The sequence below is a fragment of the Streptomyces sp. NPDC031670 genome, assembly GCF_055580545.1.
Map to the genome: position 1 here is coordinate 132,878 of NZ_JBVILC010000003.1, position 14,996 is coordinate 147,873.

Here is a 14,996-nt window from a genome sequence, read left to right on the forward strand (position 1 = left end):
GAGCGCGCACCACAGATACGTGCGCGCTCCCCGGGACGGTGACCCGTGCCCATCCCCGCACGGCGCGCCGCCCGTACCGCCCGCACTTCCGTACCCGTACGAGACCCTGCCGTACGCCGTACGCGACACCGCCGTCACCCACGCACGCGTCACCCAGCACCACCTCCCTGACACCCGCGTCACCCGCCGACGTGTAACCGACCGGAGGAACCGCCCGTGGCCCCGCAGCCCAGGTTTCGCAACGACGTAAGTGCTCCCGACCCCGCCCCTGAGAAACACCCGGTCGACGAGACCCTGCCCCCACTGAAGATGTTCACCAGCGGCCTCCAGCACGTGGCCGCGATGTACGCGGGCGTGGTGGCCCCGCCCATGGTCGTCGGGCCCGCCGTCGGGCTCACCGCCAAGGAGACCGCGTTCCTGATCGGCGCGAGCCTCTTCACCGCCGGGCTCGCCACCCTGCTCCAGACCCTGGGGTTCTGGAAGGTCGGCGCCCGCCTCCCGTTCGTCAACGGTGTCTCCTTCGCCGGCGTCACCCCGATGATCGCCATCGGCAAGGACCGCGGCCACGAGGGCATGGCCGTCATCTTCGGGGCGGTGATCGTCGCCAGTGTGCTGGGCTTCCTGCTCGCCCCCTACTTCAGCAGGCTGCTCCGCTTCTTCCCGCCCGTCGTCACCGGCACCGTGATCACCCTGATAGGTGTCTCGCTGCTCCCGGTCGCCTTCCGCTGGGCCCAGGGCGGCAACGCCGCGGCCCACGACTACGGTTCGATGAAGAACATCGGCATGGCCGCGCTCACCCTGGTGATCGTGCTCGCTCTGCGCAGGCTGCTGCGCGGCTTCCTCCAGCAGATCGCGATCCTGCTGGGACTGGTCGTCGGCACCCTGGCCGCCGTGCCGTTCCACATGACCGGTCTGGACGCGCTCCGCGGCGCGGACGCGGTCGGCTTCCCCACGCCGTTCCACTTCGGCGCCCCGCACTTCGAGGCCGCCGCCATCGTCTCGATGTGCATCGTGATGCTGGTCTGTATGACGGAGTCGACCGCCGACATGCTGGCGCTCGGCAAGATCGTCGGACGGCCCGCCGACGAGCGGACCATCGAGGGCGGACTGCGCGCCGACACGCTCGGCAGCGCGCTCAGCCCGCTCTTCAACGGCTTCATGGCAAGCGCCTTCGCCCAGAACATCGGTCTGGTGGCGATGACCCGGGTGCGCAGCCGCTTCGTGGTCGCCACCGGCGGCGGCATCCTCATCCTGCTCGGGCTCTGCCCGGTGGCCGCGTCCGTGATCGCGCTCGTACCGCTGCCGGTGCTCGGCGGCGCGGGCATCGTCCTGTTCGGCTCGGTCGCGGCCAGCGGCATCCAGACCCTGGCCACCGCGGCCCTGGAGCAGGGCGAGAACGCCCTGATCGTCGCCGCCGCGCTCGGCATCGGGCTGATCCCCATCGCCGCGCCGACCTTCTACGACGCCTTCCCCGAGAACGTCCGCGTGGTGCTCGACTCCGGTATCTCCACCGGCTGCGTGGTGGCGATCGTGCTCAACCTGGCCTTCAACCACCTGGGGTGCAAGGCGGGTTCGCCGGACGGGGCACCCGTGCTCGCGGAGCCCGTGGTGGCCGCGCACTGAACCCGGCCCACCCGGCCCGCACGCGAGCGGCGCGTACGACACCTACCCCGTGTCGTACGCGCCGCTCTGTCATACGGCCGGCTCAGCCGATGTGGTACGGGTCGCCGTAGACCTTCCAGTCCAGCGGCGTGTTCAGGTCGAGGTTGCCCTTCTTGAGGAACACCCGCTGCTCGGTGTCGACACGGCTGGTGTCGCTGTGCGCCTCCTCCTGCTTCATCGCCCAGACGCGGGCGTCCAGGAAGGCGTTGAGGTACTTCGTCTCGTCGCCGCCCTGGGACGGCGGCTTCGCCTTGGCCAGCGCCTTCTTGCGGATGCTGCTGAAGCTGGTCGGGTCGCCGCCGTCGCCGTGCATGACGATGGCGTCGTAGTAGATGAACTGCCCGAGCGTGCCCACACCGTCGGCCTTGCCCTGCTTGACGGCGGGGTTGAAGTAGACCCGGTCCCGCTCGTCGTTCTGGGCGTTCTTGAAGGCGGTCTCCGAGGCGGCCGTCTTCCAGTCCTTGGTGAAGTTGGGGTCCAGCCCGGCGTGCGAGTCGCTCCCGTTCACCTTGCGCAGCGCGGGCAGGTACTTCTGGAGCACGTTCCCGGGCTCGCGGGCGGAGTACAGCTCGACCAGGTCGAGCATGTCACCGGTGCCGGAACAGAATCCGATGATGCCGGCCGTGTAGCCCCGGCCGTCGTCGATGTCCTCGATGTACTTGTACTGGGCCTTCCAGTTCAGTGAGGAGTTCTCCGCGCTGGAGACGAGCTCCATCGCGATTTCCTTCTTGGCCGGGTCGTCGAGCCCGGTAGCCGCTGCTGCCATGGGGGCATTGTGGCTGGTCGCGGCGGTGGCGGTGGCCGTGGGGAGCGCGATCACGGCGGCACCGAGCACGGCGGACGCGGTGATCCGCAGACGTCGTGCGAGGGCGCTGGAGTGGGGGGTGAGCACCTGACCTCCTGGGGGAGTCGGTCGTTCGCTGTTTTGTTAGGAAACTTTCCTACCACTACCGCGAGAGGCCGTACACCCTTGTGGCAAAAGGAAGTTGAAGATTCGGCGCGCGTCGGGTTCAGTTCACCCGGTGAATGAATCGAGCCGGGTGGAGGCCTTCAGCGACGGCGTCTTCGCCATCGCGATCACCCTTCTGATCCTGGAAATCAAGGTGCCCCCGCACGCGGGCGACCACCTCTGGAGCGACCTCGGCCACCAGTGGCCCTCGTACGCCGCCTATGTGGTGAGCTTCCTGGTCATCGGCATCATGTGGGTCAACCACCACACGCTGTTCAGCTATGTGGTGCGCGTCGACCGCACGCTGATGTTCCTCAATCTGCTGCTGCTCATGACCGTCGCCGCGATCCCCTGGCCCGCGGGGCTGATGGCCGAATACCTACGGGAGGACAACGCCTCGCACGTGGCCGCCGCCGTCTACAGCGGGCTCATGGTCGTCATGGCCCTCAACTTCCAGGCGCTGTGGTGGCATGTGACCCGCACCGGCCATCTCTTCGACGAACGCGTCGACTTCACCGCCGCCCGGGCCACCCGCGCCCGCTTCGCGCTGGGCTCGCTCGCCTATCCGGCGACGGTCCTGCTCGCCTTCGTCTCGGCGCCGCTCACGCTCGCCGCGCACGGGGTACTGGCGCTGTACTACGGCTTCAACCAGCTCAGGATCCCGACGAGGGAGCCCGTCTGAGGTTCCGCACGGCCGCGGGCACCAGCGGGCCCGCGGCCCCGGCCGTCCGCGGCACGGGCCCGGCCGCCGGTGCCCGCCGGGCTTTCCGGACGGCCGGGTCGCTGCCGCTGGTGACGGCGCTCGCCGTCGCCGCCGGGCTCAGACGGCCCAGCCCGGGTCCCGTCCGCTGAGCCCCACCACCCGGTCGAGCGCCGGGGCGTCCTCGGGCACCTGAACGACCGGCCCGAAGGCGGGGGCGCGCATCGCGTCGTCCCGGCTCGCCGCGAAGAAGCCGTGGACCACCTCCAGGCTCGCGGCCCCCGGGTCGTAGGGCTGTCCGGTCGCCCGGGCCAGGTCCCAGCCGTGGACGACCAGTTCGTTGAGCGCGACGACCCCCGCGATCGCGGCGGGGAAGGTGAAGCCGCCCGCCTGGGTGTCCCCGTCCCAGGCGGTGGGCGCCCGCCACGCCTCGGCCAGCGCCGCGAGCCGTCCCGGCAGCCCGGTGCGCCAGTCGTCGGGCGGTTGGGGGGTGACCGACCCCGGGTCGGTGGCGGTCGAGGGTCCGAGGTCCTTGCGGGCGGCTGCCTCGAAGGCGGTGGTGAGCCCGTCGAGGTGCCCGATGAGCTCGCGTACCGAGTACGCGGGGCACGGCGTCGGCGCCGCGAGCTGCTCGTCGCGTACACCGTCGAGCAGCCGGGCCACGGCGCCGGCGGCGGGCCCCAGGTCGGGGCGGGGGGACTGCGTGTGGTTGTCCATACCGGTGAGACCGGCCCGGCGGGCGGAACTCATCGCGGGCCGGGAAGGATGTCCGTACGGGACCCGGAGCGTCCGCCCCCTTGCCGTGCGCCGCCGACTGTGCGATATAGGTCTGGACCAACTTGTGCGGAGGGAGGCCGCGACCGTGCAACGCCCGTTCCGCCACGCCGTGTCGGCCCTCTGCGCCCTCGTCCTCGCCGGGTGTTCCGCGACCGCCGGGGAGCGGGACGGCAGGGCGCCGACCGTGCCCGGCGCGGTGACCGCGCAGGCGAGCAGCGCCACCTCCGTGCACGTCATGTGGGAGGCGTCCACCGACGACCGGGGTGTCACCGGGTACGAGGTCCTCCGGGGCGGCGCCCGGGTCAGGGCGGTACCGGGCGGAACGCACATGACCGACGTCGACGGGCTGGCCCCCTCCACCGCCTACCGCTTCACCGTCCGGGCCCGTGACGCGGCCGGCAACCTCTCCGCCCCCAGCGCCCCCGTGGCCGTCACCACCCCCGCGCCGAGCCCCGCCGACCACGGGCCGCCCACCGCCCCGGGCGCGCTGCGGGGCCGGGCCGAGGGAAGCCGCGCGGCGGTGCTGAGCTGGCGGCGCTCCACCGACGACGTGGGCGTCACCTCCTACGACGTCTACCAGGAGGACGTACGTATCCACAGCGTCTCCGGCCGTCAGACGAGCGCCCGGGTCACCGGGCTGCGGCCCGGGACCGTCTACACCTTCACCGTCCGAGCCCGCGACGCCGCCGACCACTCCTCGCCGGACAGCGGCGCCGTGGACCTCACCACGGCGTCCGCGCCGGGCGCGCCCCCCAGTACGGCGCCCACCGGGCTGAGCGCGCGCTACGGGGAGGTGGCGGGGGTGCCGACCGTCGAACTCTCCTGGCGCCCGCCCGACACCGGCGGCCCGGTCACCTCCTACCAGCTCTTCCTGAACGGACGGCTGACCACCACCATCGTGTTCGGCGCGGCGCCGCCCCCGGGCCGGGCGACGTACAGCCTCACCGTCTCCGCCGAGAAGTCCGGCACCCGCTACAGCGTCGCGCTCCGCGCCCGCCTCCCGGACGGCAGGTGGGGCGACCTCTCCGCCCGGCGCACGGTGGTCGTCGGGGTGACGGCTACGAGGTGAGGCGGCGCCCGCCGAACGCGCCCGAGCCGTCCGCCCGCCGCCACCACTCCTCCAGGCCGCTCTGCTCCATCGCGCTCCAGTCCGGGGTCCGTTCGACCAGCCCGGCACCGAGCTGTCGGCCCAGCTCCACCATGGACCTGCCGCTCGCCGCCCGGCCCGTGTCGTACGCGCGCAGCGCCGACGGCCAGTCCGGTGCGGCGGTGAGGCACGCCTCCAGGGCGGTGGCGTCCTGGAGCGCCTTGACCGCGCCGCCGCCGGTGTGCGGACGGGCCACCGTCGCCGCGTCGCCCGCCAGGACCAGACGGCCGGTGGCGTAGCGCGGCGCGGTGAAGTCGTACATCGGCTGGACGAAGAGCTCCTCGGCGGTGGTCGTCCGCACCAGCTCGCCCCAGTAGGGCGCGAGGGAGGTGTCGGCGATCTGCGCGAGCCGGGTGTGCAAGGTGGCGGCGAGGGTGCCGGGCGGGAGGCTGGTGGGGTTGTCGAAGCGCAGATCGAGATCCGGGGGAGGGGCGGTGTACAGCACCCAGTTGATCCGCAGGCCGCCCCGGCCGTCGGGGATGCGGTAGATGATGACGTGTCCGCCGGGGAACACGGCGTACACGCAGTCCTCGTCGGGCCACAGCTCCGGCGCCGTCAGCCGCTCGGCCGCGAACGCGCCGCGCCAGGCCAGATAGCCCGCGTAGCGCGGTCGCACCTGGGGGCAGGCGGCCGTGCGGACCACCGAGCGGTAGCCGTCGGCCCCGATCACCAGGTCGAACCGCTCGCTCACGCCTCCGCTCACCAGCTCCACGCCGTCCGGGGTGGCCTCCACCGCCTCGACGGTCGTCCCGGCCCGGAAGTGGGCGGACTCCGGCACCCGGTCGCGCAGTTCGTGCCAGAGCGGACCCCAGTTGTACGTACGGAAGGGGAACGGCAGCACCCCGACGCGCCGCCCCAGCGGCGCCGAGCCGTCCCGTACGTACCAGCACCGCCGGCTCAGCTGGAGCCACGGCATCGTGGCGTCGAGGTAACCGGCCGCCTCCAGCTCCGCGTACCGGTCGTTGTGCATGGCCAGCCCCACGCCCCGGTCGGCGAGCCGGCCCGAGGCCCGTTCGAAGACGGTGACCTCCGACGCGCCGCCCCGGTGGGCGGCCAGGGCCGCCGCGCACCCCGCGATACTGCCGCCGACCACGGCGACCCTGCCTCCACGTAACATCCGCTCATTCTGGCAGGACGGACGCGGCGCGGGGCCGGAGGCGAACGATCCGCTCCGGCCCCGCGTGAATTGACGCCTGGTCAGCCGACCAGCTGCTCGTAGGCGGGCAGTGTCAGGAAGTCCGCGTAGTCCGCGTCGAGGGAGACCTTCAGGAGCAGGTCGTGGGCCTGCTGCCAGCGGCCGGCCGCGAAGGCCTCCTCGCCGATCTCGCCGCGGATGGCGGCCAGTTCCTCCGCCGCGACCCGGCGGGCGAGGTCGGCGGTGGCGAGCTCGCCGTTCTCGAAGACCACCCCCGCGTTGATCCACTGCCAGATCTGCGAGCGGGAGATCTCGGCGGTGGCCGCGTCCTCCATGAGGTTGAAGATGGCGACCGCGCCCAGGCCCCGCAGCCAGGCCTCGATGTAGCGGATGCCGACCTGGACGGCGTTGCGCAGACCGTCGTAGGTGGGCCTGGCGTCGAGCGAGTCGATGGCGATCAGATCGCCGGGCGCCACGGACACGTCCTCGCGCAGGCGGTCCTTCTGGTTCGGCCGGTCGCCGAGGACGGCGTCGAAGGAGGCCATCGCGATCGGCACCAGGTCGGGGTGGGCGACCCAGGAGCCGTCGAAGCCGTCGCCCGCCTCACGGTCCTTGTCGGCCTTGACCTTCTGATACGCGACCTTGTTGACCTCGGCGTCCTTACGGGACGGGATGAACGCCGCCATGCCGCCGATGGCGTGCGCGCCGCGCTTGTGGCAGGTCCGGACCAGGAGTTCGGTGTAGGCGCGCATGAACGGCGCTGTCATGGTGACCGCGTTGCGGTCCGGCAGGACGAACCTGGCGCCGCCGTCACGGAAGTTCTTGACGATCGAGAAGAGGTAGTCCCAACGGCCCGCGTTGAGCCCGGCGGCGTGGTCGCGCAGCTCGTAGAGGATCTCCTCCATCTCGTACGCGGCCGTGATCGTCTCGATCAGGACGGTCGCGCGGACGGTGCCCTGCGGGATGCCGACGTAGTCCTGGGCGAAGACGAAGATGTCGTTCCAGAGGCGGGCCTCCAGATACGACTCGGTCTTGGGGAGGTAGAAGTAGGGGCCCTTGCCGAGCTCGATCAGGCGCTTGGCGTTGTGGAAGAAGTAGAGGCCGAAGTCGACCAGGGCGCCCGGGACCGGGCGGCCGTCGAAGCGCAGGTGGCGCTCCTCCAGATGCCAGCCGCGCGGGCGCATCACGACGGTGGCGAGCTCGCCCGCGTCCTTCAGCGCATACGACTTGCCCGACTTCGGGTCGGTGAAGTCGATCTTCCGCTCGTAGGCGTCGATCAGGTTGAGCTGGCCCAGGACCACGTTCTCCCAGGTGGGAGCGGAGGCGTCCTCGAAGTCCGCCAGCCACACCTTTGCGCCCGAGTTCAGCGCGTTGATGGTCATCTTGCGGTCGGTCGGGCCGGTGATCTCGACCCGGCGGTCGTTGAGCGCGGCCGGAGCCGGGGCGACCTTCCAGTCGCCCTCGCGCACGGCGGCGGTTTCGGGGCGGAAGTCGAGGGTGGAGGTGCGGGCGATCTCCTCGCGGCGCTCCTGGCGGCGCAGGAGGAGCTCGTCACGGCGGGGCGTGAACAGCCGGTGCAGCTCGGCCACGAAAGCGAGGGCCGCGTCGGTGAGCACCTCGTCCTGCCGGGGCAGGGGCTTGGCGTCGACGATGGCCAGCGGGGACGGCGCTGGTGCGGACATGTGCTGTCACTCCTTCGCGGGCGGTGCCCTGGCCGGCCGCCGGGTGCAGCGAAAGGCACTGAGTGCCAGGCCCCGGGATGCGACTGGGGGCGCCGTCTCAATCAGTCGGGCGCTTCTGAACAGTGGATACTAGTTTCCTCATAGTGGAAGTTCAATGGTTTGTTGATGTCGAGATTCTCCGGGTCGACAGACCGTGGCGCTCGGTGCCATCGCGTTCACTCCAGGTGTACCGGAGGATCAGCCGAGCCGCCCGAGATCCGCCTCGGTGTCGATGTCGTACGGCTCGGCCACGTCCGCGCACTCCACGAGCGTGATCTCCCGCTCGTGCTCCGCGAGGTAGGCGCGCGCCCCCCGGTCACCGTGCGCGCTCGCCGCCACCGGCCCCCACCGGTCGGCGCCGAACAGGACGGGATGCCCGCGCCTGCCGTCGTACGAGGCCGCCACGAGCGAGGCCGGTGAGCGGTACGCGGCCCGGACGCGCCCGATCGCCTCCGCGCCGATACCGGGCTGGTCCACCAGGCCGACCAGGGCGGCCCCCGCCCCCGTGCCGGCCAGCGAGGCGAGCCCCACCCGCAAGGAGGAGCCCATGCCCTCGGCCCACTCCGGGTTGTCCACCAGCACGCAGCCCTCCAGCCGGGCGCGGGCCCGCACCTCGTCCGCGGCTGCCCCGAGCACCACGTGGACGCGGGCGCAGCCGCCCTCGCGCAGCATCCGTACGGCGTGCTCCACCAGCGGGCGCCCCCGGTGGGTCAGCAGGGCCTTGGGGCGCCCGCCCAGGCGCCGTCCGCCGCCGGCCGCCAGGAGCAGGCCCACGACCTGCGATTCGTCGTTCGTCGGAGATGTCATGGCCCCACGTATACCGAACGCGCCCCCCGAATTCCGTCCGCACGCTGGCGCGCGCCGGGCGCGATGGCGTTAACTGACCCGCAACTCCCGTCAGTTGACCTTCGCTGACGGGCTGTGAGCACCGGCACGAAGGCGTGCGTGGGGAAGGAACCGTGTTGCGACGCGTGGAGCAGTGGCCCGTGAGTGTGGATTCGAGGGTGGCGGGGCTGCGGGGCGCCGTGGCACGGCTGCGCCGGGAGCTGGCGGGGTACCCGGGGGAGTTCCCCGACCGGGCCGTCGCCGAGGACGAGCTCGCGGCGCTGGACGCGATGGCGCTCTCCGGCGCTCCGGAGGTGTTACGCCTGCGCCGCTCGCTGTTGCTGATCGCGGGGTCCATCGGGTCGGTGAGCGCGCTGTCCGTGGCCGTGAAGGGGGTCCGGGAGGCCGTGGACCTGTTCGGGGAGCCGCCGCGCTGAGGTGCGGCGCGAGGACCCCGCCGCCGGCCCGCGCGTGGCCGTCGGCGTCTCGCCTTTCCGCCCGGGTGCCCCGGGTGACCCCGGCTCAGCCGCCGCCCCGGTCGTCCTCCGCCTCCGGCGGCAGCACCCCCTGCGGGGCGTGCCGGGCGAGCAGCGCGAAGAGCTCGGCCGCCGGATACGCCCGGTCCGCCTCGACCCCCGGCGGCGCCGGGGCCGCCGGGACCAGGGTGTCCGAGCCGGGCGAGTGCCGCCAGACGGCGATCAGATGGACGGCCGGAAGGTGCAGCAGCCGCACCTCCGCGTCCCCCGGCTCATGCCCCGCCGCCTCCAGCGCGGCGGCCGTCCCCGCGACGAACGGCCCGTAGTTGAGCTGGCTGAAGACATGCCCGCCCGCCTCGTCCCGTACCGTCTCGGCGAGCGCGACCGGCCCCGAGTCGTGCTGGACCAGATAGCGCCAGGCCACCGGCCGGGCCCGGTCCAGGCCGTCCGGCAGATCGGCGAGGCCGATCACGTACATCTGGAGCGGATGGGCGAGCCGGAGCTCGTCGGCCGTTGCGGGCAGCAGGGTCGCAGTGCGGACCCGGCCGAGGCCCGCAAGGAGCTCGACCCCGGCCTCGGCGGCCGAGCGCGACTCTTCGGGTGGCTGCGGTACTTGAAGCGCCATGGTCCGTCCCTAAGCCCGGGTGTAGTAGCTGTGGGTCCAGGATCCACTGCCCTGGTAGCTGGTCGCGAGCGTGTTGTAGACCTGGTCGGAGCGGCCGTAGATCGGGTCGTCCACGGCCACGATCGCGCTGGAACCGCTCTGCGGCGCGTCCACGCCCATCGCGGTGAGGAAGTGGCCGCCGCCGGTCGACCAGCCGATCCGGACGCACAGCGGGCGGCCCGCCTTGATCTCGGACTCGACGCCCGCGAAGTCCACCCGGCTGTTCACCATCCGGTCGAGGTGGCCGACGATCCGCAGCGGGTTGTCCAGCGGCTGCTGGGAGTTGCATCCCGCGCCGCTCGCCCCGCCGCCGCAGCAGTCGGTACGCCCCGTCTGCGAGTTGGCCACCGCGCACTGGGTCCAGGTGCTGCCCGCGTCGTAGAAGAGCGCGATGCTGGTCGAGACCGCGGCCCAGCACCAGTTGGTCTGCTGCTGCGGCTGCATCGTGAAGGCCAGCCGGCCGCCGTCCCACAGCCGGTAGACCGGCTTGTCGTCGAGGACCGTGATGTCGGTGACGATGTGCAGCGGCGCCCCCCAGTCGACGGTCACCACGAACGTCACGCCGTGGTTGGGGTCGTACGGCGGGGAGTGCGGGCTGATGTTGCTCACCCGCACCGGCGCGGCGCCCGTGAACCGGGGGCTGTGCTTGAGGTCGCCCGGGTCGACACTGAACTCGGAGACCGTGACGATCACCGTCGAGTCGTGGTCGATGGCACCCCAGTTGAAGTTCAGCGTGGTACGGCCCTGGAGGCCGGCCCAGTACTGACGCGCGGTACGCGGCATCGGCCCCCCTCAGCCGTTCTGGTACTCGATGGCGACCGGCGGGCCGTCCAGGACGGTGATGTCGGTGACGATGTGCAGCGGCGAGCCCCACTCCACGTTGACGGTGAACGTCACGCCGTGGTTGGGGTCGTAGGGCGGCGAGTGCGGACTGATGTTCTCCACCGTGACCGTGGCGGCGCCGATGAACCGGGGGCTGTGCCGGGGATCGTTGTTGTCCACGCTGTACTCGGACGCGGTGATGATCACGGTCGAGTCGTGGTTGATGATGCCCCAGTTGAAGTTGAGCCTGGTGCGTCCTTGCAGATTCCACCAGTACTGGCGGGCTGTCTGTGGCATACGGGGCCTCCACGCGGGTCAGGCCGGACACATGCCCGCATGCATGCCCCCGCGCGTCCTCGGCGACGCGCGAGCGTAGGGGAAATCAGCCCGGTCGCCGGATCAGTCGGCGCGCGCCGGCCGCCGCGACCGCCGCTGTGCGCGACTCCACTCCCAGTTTTGCGTAGATATGGACGAGGTGGGACTTGACGGTCGCCTGGCTCAGGAAGAGCCGCTTGCTGATCTGGAGGTTGGAGAGCCCGTCGCCGACCAGTCGCAGCACCTCCAGCTCCCGGCGGGTGAGCGCCTCGGCCGGGGTGCGCATACGGTCCATCAGCCGGTGCGCCACCGCCGGCGCGAGCGCCGACTGCCCGGCCGCCGCCGTGCGCACGGCCGCCGCCAGCTCCTCCGGCGGCGCGTCCTTGAGCAGGTACCCACAGGCGCCCGCCTCGACGGCCGCCAGGATGTCGGCGTCCGTGTCGTACGTGGTGAGGACGAGCACCCGGGGCGCGTCCGGCCGCGCGGTGATCGCCGCGGTGGCCTCGGAGCCGTGCATCCCGGCACCGAACTGGAGGTCCATCAGCACGACGTCGCAGCCGCCCGCGCCCGCCAGCTCCACCGCCCGCTCGGCGGTCGCCGCCTCCCCGGTCACCGTGAAGTCCGGCTCGGTGTCGAGGACGGCCCGCAGTCCCGCCCGTACGATCGGATGGTCGTCGGCGAGCAGCAGCCTGATCGGCCCGGCGCTCACACCGCACCTCGTTCCCGCACCGGCAGCGGCAGGGTGATCGCGACCGCGGTGCCCTGTCCGGGCGCCGACTCGACGCTCAGGGTGCCGCCGAGCGCGCGCGCCCGCGACCGCATCGCCGGGAGCCCGAAGCCGCCGGTGCCCGAGGACCGCTCACGGCCGGGTTCGAAGCCCCGGCCGTCGTCGACGACATCCAGTGCCACCGAGGTGTCCATGAAGCTCAGGGTGATCTCCGCGCGCTCCGCCGCCGCGTGCTGGACGGTGTTGGCCAGCGCCGACTGCGCGACCCGCAGCAGCGCCACCTCGTACGGGGTGGGCAGCTCGACCGGGGTGCCGCTCACCCCGAACCGCACGGCGGGCCCGGGCGTCGAGGCGCACAGACGCTCCAGCGCGCCCGGCAGCGAGGCCGCTTCCAGACCGGGCGGGGTGAGCGCCCGCACGAACCGGCGGGCCTCCGCCAGGTTGTCCTGGGCGGCGGTGCGCGCCCGCTCGACATGGGCGCGGGCCGGGTCGTCCGGCGCCAGCGCGCGCTCGGCGGCCCGCAGCAGGAGCTGGATGGAGGACAGGCCCTGCGCCAGCGTGTCGTGGATCTCCCGGGCCAGCCGCTCGCGCTCGGCCAGTGTGCCCGCCGCGCGCTCCGCCTCGGCGAGTCCGGCGCGGGTCGACACCAGCTCCTCGATCAGCTCGCGCCGCCGCTCGCTCTCGCGGTACAGCGCCTCGTAGCCGAGGACGGTGGCGACCGCCACCGCCGCGCCGAGGAGCGGCCCGATGAAGGCGCCGGGCGTGACCTGTCCGCCGTGGAGCAGGAAACTCGCGATGGCCGCGCCGGCCGTCACGAGCACCACCGGCGGGCCCCAGTGCCGCGGCAGCAGGTGCAGCTGGAGGAAGTACAGGGGGAAGGCCGCCCACAGCGCGTCCGGCGACAGGGCCAGCAGCACCAGCCAGGCCGCGCAGAGCGCCCCGAGCCACGCCGCGCCCGCGCGGGTCCGGGGCCGTACGGCGGGGCTGAGCACCCCCGCCGCGTACACCGCCGCCATCGCGCCCACCGCCGCGTACACCGCGGCGTCGCCCGGCGAACGGGCCGCGGCCAGCGCGAGCAGCCCGGCGAGCAGCGCGTGCAGAGACAGGCGCGGCAGCCGGGCGACCGGGGCGTGGGGGCGGGGGTCCATAGGACTTCCAGCGTAGGCGGGACCGGCCCCCGGCCGGTCAACCGAAAGTTCGATGTACGGCTACCTCCTTCGATCCGGCCGGGGCGTGCCGGGGGGCGATGTCCCGGCGGGGCCGGACGGCGAGGCTGGAGCCATGTTCGTCGCATGGAGAGACCTCCGGTTCGCCAAGGGCCGGTTCGCGCTGATGGGGACGGTGGTGGTGCTCATCACCCTGCTCGTCGGCCTGCTGTCCGGCCTGACCGCCGGGCTCGCCCGGGACAGCACCTCGGCCGTCGTCGGGCTGCCCGCCGACCGGCTCGCCTTCGCCGCGCCGCCGGGCGGCCGGGCGGTGTCGTTCACGGGCTCGGTCCTCGCCCCGGCCGCCTGGGAGGGGTGGCGGCGCGTCCCCGGGGTGCGGGGCGCCGAACCGGTGGCGATCTCCACGCTGAACGCGAAGGCGGGGGAGCGCACGGAGGCGGTGTCGGTCTTCGCGGTCCGGCCCGGCTCGGGGCTCGCTCCCGTACGGGACGGGGCCGTGGTCCTCACCCGGGGCGCGGCGGAGGGGCTGCGGGCGCGGGAGGGCGACACGGTGGCCGTCGGCGGCCGGGCGCTGACCGTCGCGGCGGTGCGCGGCGAGGACTCCTACAGCCACACCCCCGTCGTCTGGACGGCACTGCCGCCCGGGGCGCCCGCCACGGTGGTGGCGTTGACCCTCGACGACGGCGTGGATCTCGCGGCGGCGGACCGGGCGCTGGGCACGACCACCCGCACCCTGGACGGCGCGCTGGCGGCGCTGCCGTCCTACCGCGCCGAGAACGGCTCGCTCCAGCTGATGCGCGGCTTCCTCTTCGCCGTCTCGGCGCTGGTCGTCGGCGCGTTCTTCACGGTGTGGACGATCCAGCGTGGCGGGGACATCGCGGTCCTCAAGGCGCTGGGCGCGTCCACGCCCTATCTGCTGCGGGACGCGCTGGGGCAGGCGGTGCTGCTGCTCTGCGCGGGTACGGCGGCGGGGGCGGGGCTCGCGGCAGTGGTCGGCGGGCTGATCGGGGACGCCGTGCCGTTCGTCCTCACCGCCGGCACCACGCTGCTCCCCGCCCTCGTCCTGATCCTCCTCGGCGCGCTCGGCGCCGCCCTGTCCATCCGGCGGATCACCGCCGTCGACCCGCTGACCGCGCTGGGGAGCGCCCGATGAACGCGCCGCTGATCCTGGACGCCGTGACGCTGACGTACCCCGACGGGGAGGGGCGGCTCACCGCGCTGGACGAGGTGTCCCTCGCGGTGCCGGCCGGGACGCTGACGGCCTGCGTCGGGCCGTCCGGCTCGGGCAAGTCGAGTCTGCTCGCCGTGGCGGCGACACTGATCACGCCCGACCGGGGGCGGGTGGTGGTCGCCGGGGCGGAGACGGGGCAGCTGAACGCGGCGGAGCGGGCGGAGCTGCGGCGCACGCGCGTCGGGATCGTCTTCCAGCAGCCGAACCTGCTGCCGTCGCTGACGGCGGCCGAGCAGGTGCAGGTGATGGCGCATCTGGCGGGCCGCAGGCCCGGGGCGGCGCGGGAGCGGGCGCTCTCCCTGCTGGACGCGGTGGGGCTCGCGGACCGGGCGGACCGGCGTCCGCACCAGCTGTCCGGGGGCCAGCGCCAGCGGGTGAACATCGCGCGGGCGCTGATGAACGAGCCGGCGGTGCTGCTGGTGGACGAGCCGACGAGTGCGCTCGACCACGCGCGGGGTGCGTCGGTGCTGGACCTCCTGACCCGGCTCACCCGGGAGCGCGGCACGGCGACGGTGCTGGTCACGCATGACGCGGGGCATCTGGAGCGGGTGGATCACGTGGTGCGGATGGGGGACGGACGCCTGGGGGTGGCGTGAGGCCCCGCCGTCCCGGGGCGGGGTGCTGTGGCCGGGGGTTCGTCTGCGGTGGGTGCGTGGTTGCTCGCGCAGTTCCCCGCGCC

The 14,996-nt window shown here is 73.1% G+C and carries 16 protein-coding genes; 6 read left to right on the forward strand and 10 right to left on the reverse strand.

Translation table 11 applies throughout. The annotated features are described in order from the left end of the window. The first annotated feature begins 216 nt into the window (after positions 1–216). Positions 217–1,623 (forward strand): nucleobase:cation symporter-2 family protein, encoded by a 1,407-nt coding sequence (locus ACZ5ID_RS07705; RefSeq protein ID WP_468894437.1) that lies wholly within the window; start codon positions 217–219, stop codon positions 1,621–1,623. Between the two features lie 82 nt (positions 1,624–1,705). Here the strand turns inward: ACZ5ID_RS07705 and ACZ5ID_RS07710 are convergent, their stop codons facing one another. Then, the gene (locus tag ACZ5ID_RS07710) at positions 1,706–2,554 is read right to left on the reverse strand and encodes a chitosanase (RefSeq protein WP_468894439.1); all 849 of its coding nucleotides are present in this window, start codon (positions 2,552–2,554) and stop codon (positions 1,706–1,708) included. A gap of 130 nt (positions 2,555–2,684) precedes the next feature. Between ACZ5ID_RS07710 and ACZ5ID_RS07715 the strand changes: the two genes are divergently transcribed. Beyond that, positions 2,685–3,293: a TMEM175 family protein gene (locus ACZ5ID_RS07715; protein ID WP_468894441.1), complete on the forward strand. Its 609-nt coding sequence runs from the start codon at positions 2,685–2,687 to the stop codon at positions 3,291–3,293. Between the two features lie 138 nt (positions 3,294–3,431). Here ACZ5ID_RS07715 and ACZ5ID_RS07720 read toward each other — a convergent pair whose 3' ends face one another. Next, complete coding sequence (locus tag ACZ5ID_RS07720; RefSeq protein ID WP_468894443.1) at positions 3,432–4,061, reverse strand: TIGR03086 family metal-binding protein; 630 nt, start codon at positions 4,059–4,061, stop codon at positions 3,432–3,434. Positions 4,062–4,173: 112 nt separating this feature from the next. Between ACZ5ID_RS07720 and ACZ5ID_RS07725 the strand changes: the two genes are divergently transcribed. After that, positions 4,174–5,157: a fibronectin type III domain-containing protein gene (locus ACZ5ID_RS07725; RefSeq protein WP_468894445.1), complete on the forward strand. Its 984-nt coding sequence runs from the start codon at positions 4,174–4,176 to the stop codon at positions 5,155–5,157. Here the strand turns inward: ACZ5ID_RS07725 and ACZ5ID_RS07730 are convergent. From ACZ5ID_RS07730 to ACZ5ID_RS07740, 3 genes are all read right to left on the reverse strand, one after another. Next, positions 5,147–6,352, reverse strand: a complete 1,206-nt coding sequence (locus tag ACZ5ID_RS07730) for an FAD-dependent monooxygenase (protein ID WP_468894447.1) — start codon at positions 6,350–6,352, stop codon at positions 5,147–5,149. The genes ACZ5ID_RS07725 and ACZ5ID_RS07730 overlap by 11 nt on opposite strands. An 80-nt stretch (positions 6,353–6,432) precedes the next feature. Further along, entirely contained in the window at positions 6,433–8,052 is a 1,620-nt protein-coding gene (gene aceB, locus ACZ5ID_RS07735) for a malate synthase A (RefSeq protein WP_468894449.1), read from the reverse strand. 237 nt (positions 8,053–8,289) lie between these two features. Next, positions 8,290–8,898 (reverse strand): nucleotidyltransferase family protein, encoded by a 609-nt coding sequence (locus ACZ5ID_RS07740; RefSeq protein ID WP_468894451.1) that lies wholly within the window; start codon positions 8,896–8,898, stop codon positions 8,290–8,292. A 152-nt stretch (positions 8,899–9,050) separates the two neighbouring features. On the opposite strand from ACZ5ID_RS07740, the gene ACZ5ID_RS07745 reads away from it, so the two are divergent. Then, a complete protein-coding gene (locus ACZ5ID_RS07745) occupies positions 9,051–9,353 on the forward strand; it encodes a DUF5955 family protein (protein WP_468894452.1) in 303 nt (100 codons plus the stop codon). Positions 9,354–9,438: 85 nt separating this feature from the next. Here the strand turns inward: ACZ5ID_RS07745 and ACZ5ID_RS07750 are convergent, their stop codons facing one another. The 5 genes from ACZ5ID_RS07750 to ACZ5ID_RS07770 form a co-directional block, all read right to left on the reverse strand. Beyond that, complete coding sequence (locus tag ACZ5ID_RS07750) at positions 9,439–10,017, reverse strand: hypothetical protein (protein ID WP_468894454.1); 579 nt, start codon at positions 10,015–10,017, stop codon at positions 9,439–9,441. A gap of 9 nt (positions 10,018–10,026) precedes the next feature. Further along, complete coding sequence (locus ACZ5ID_RS07755) at positions 10,027–10,839, reverse strand: papain-like cysteine protease family protein (RefSeq protein WP_468894456.1); 813 nt, start codon at positions 10,837–10,839, stop codon at positions 10,027–10,029. Positions 10,840–10,848: 9 nt separating this feature from the next. Then, the gene (locus ACZ5ID_RS07760) at positions 10,849–11,175 is read right to left on the reverse strand and encodes a hypothetical protein (RefSeq protein WP_468894458.1); all 327 of its coding nucleotides are present in this window, start codon (positions 11,173–11,175) and stop codon (positions 10,849–10,851) included. 85 nt (positions 11,176–11,260) lie between these two features. After that, positions 11,261–11,902, reverse strand: coding sequence for a response regulator (locus ACZ5ID_RS07765; protein WP_468894460.1), 642 nt, complete (start codon positions 11,900–11,902; stop codon positions 11,261–11,263). Further along, positions 11,899–13,068, reverse strand: coding sequence for a sensor histidine kinase (locus tag ACZ5ID_RS07770; RefSeq protein WP_468894462.1), 1,170 nt, complete (start codon positions 13,066–13,068; stop codon positions 11,899–11,901). The genes ACZ5ID_RS07765 and ACZ5ID_RS07770 overlap by 4 nt, the downstream gene beginning before the upstream one ends. Before the next feature lie 133 nt (positions 13,069–13,201). On the opposite strand from ACZ5ID_RS07770, the gene ACZ5ID_RS07775 reads away from it, so the two are divergent. Beyond that, a complete protein-coding gene (locus tag ACZ5ID_RS07775) occupies positions 13,202–14,239 on the forward strand; it encodes an FtsX-like permease family protein (RefSeq protein ID WP_468894464.1) in 1,038 nt (345 codons plus the stop codon). Next, positions 14,236–14,913 (forward strand): ABC transporter ATP-binding protein, encoded by a 678-nt coding sequence (locus ACZ5ID_RS07780; protein WP_468894466.1) that lies wholly within the window; start codon positions 14,236–14,238, stop codon positions 14,911–14,913. Before ACZ5ID_RS07775 ends, ACZ5ID_RS07780 begins: the two co-directional genes overlap by 4 nt. The last annotated feature ends 83 nt before the right edge of the window (positions 14,914–14,996 follow it).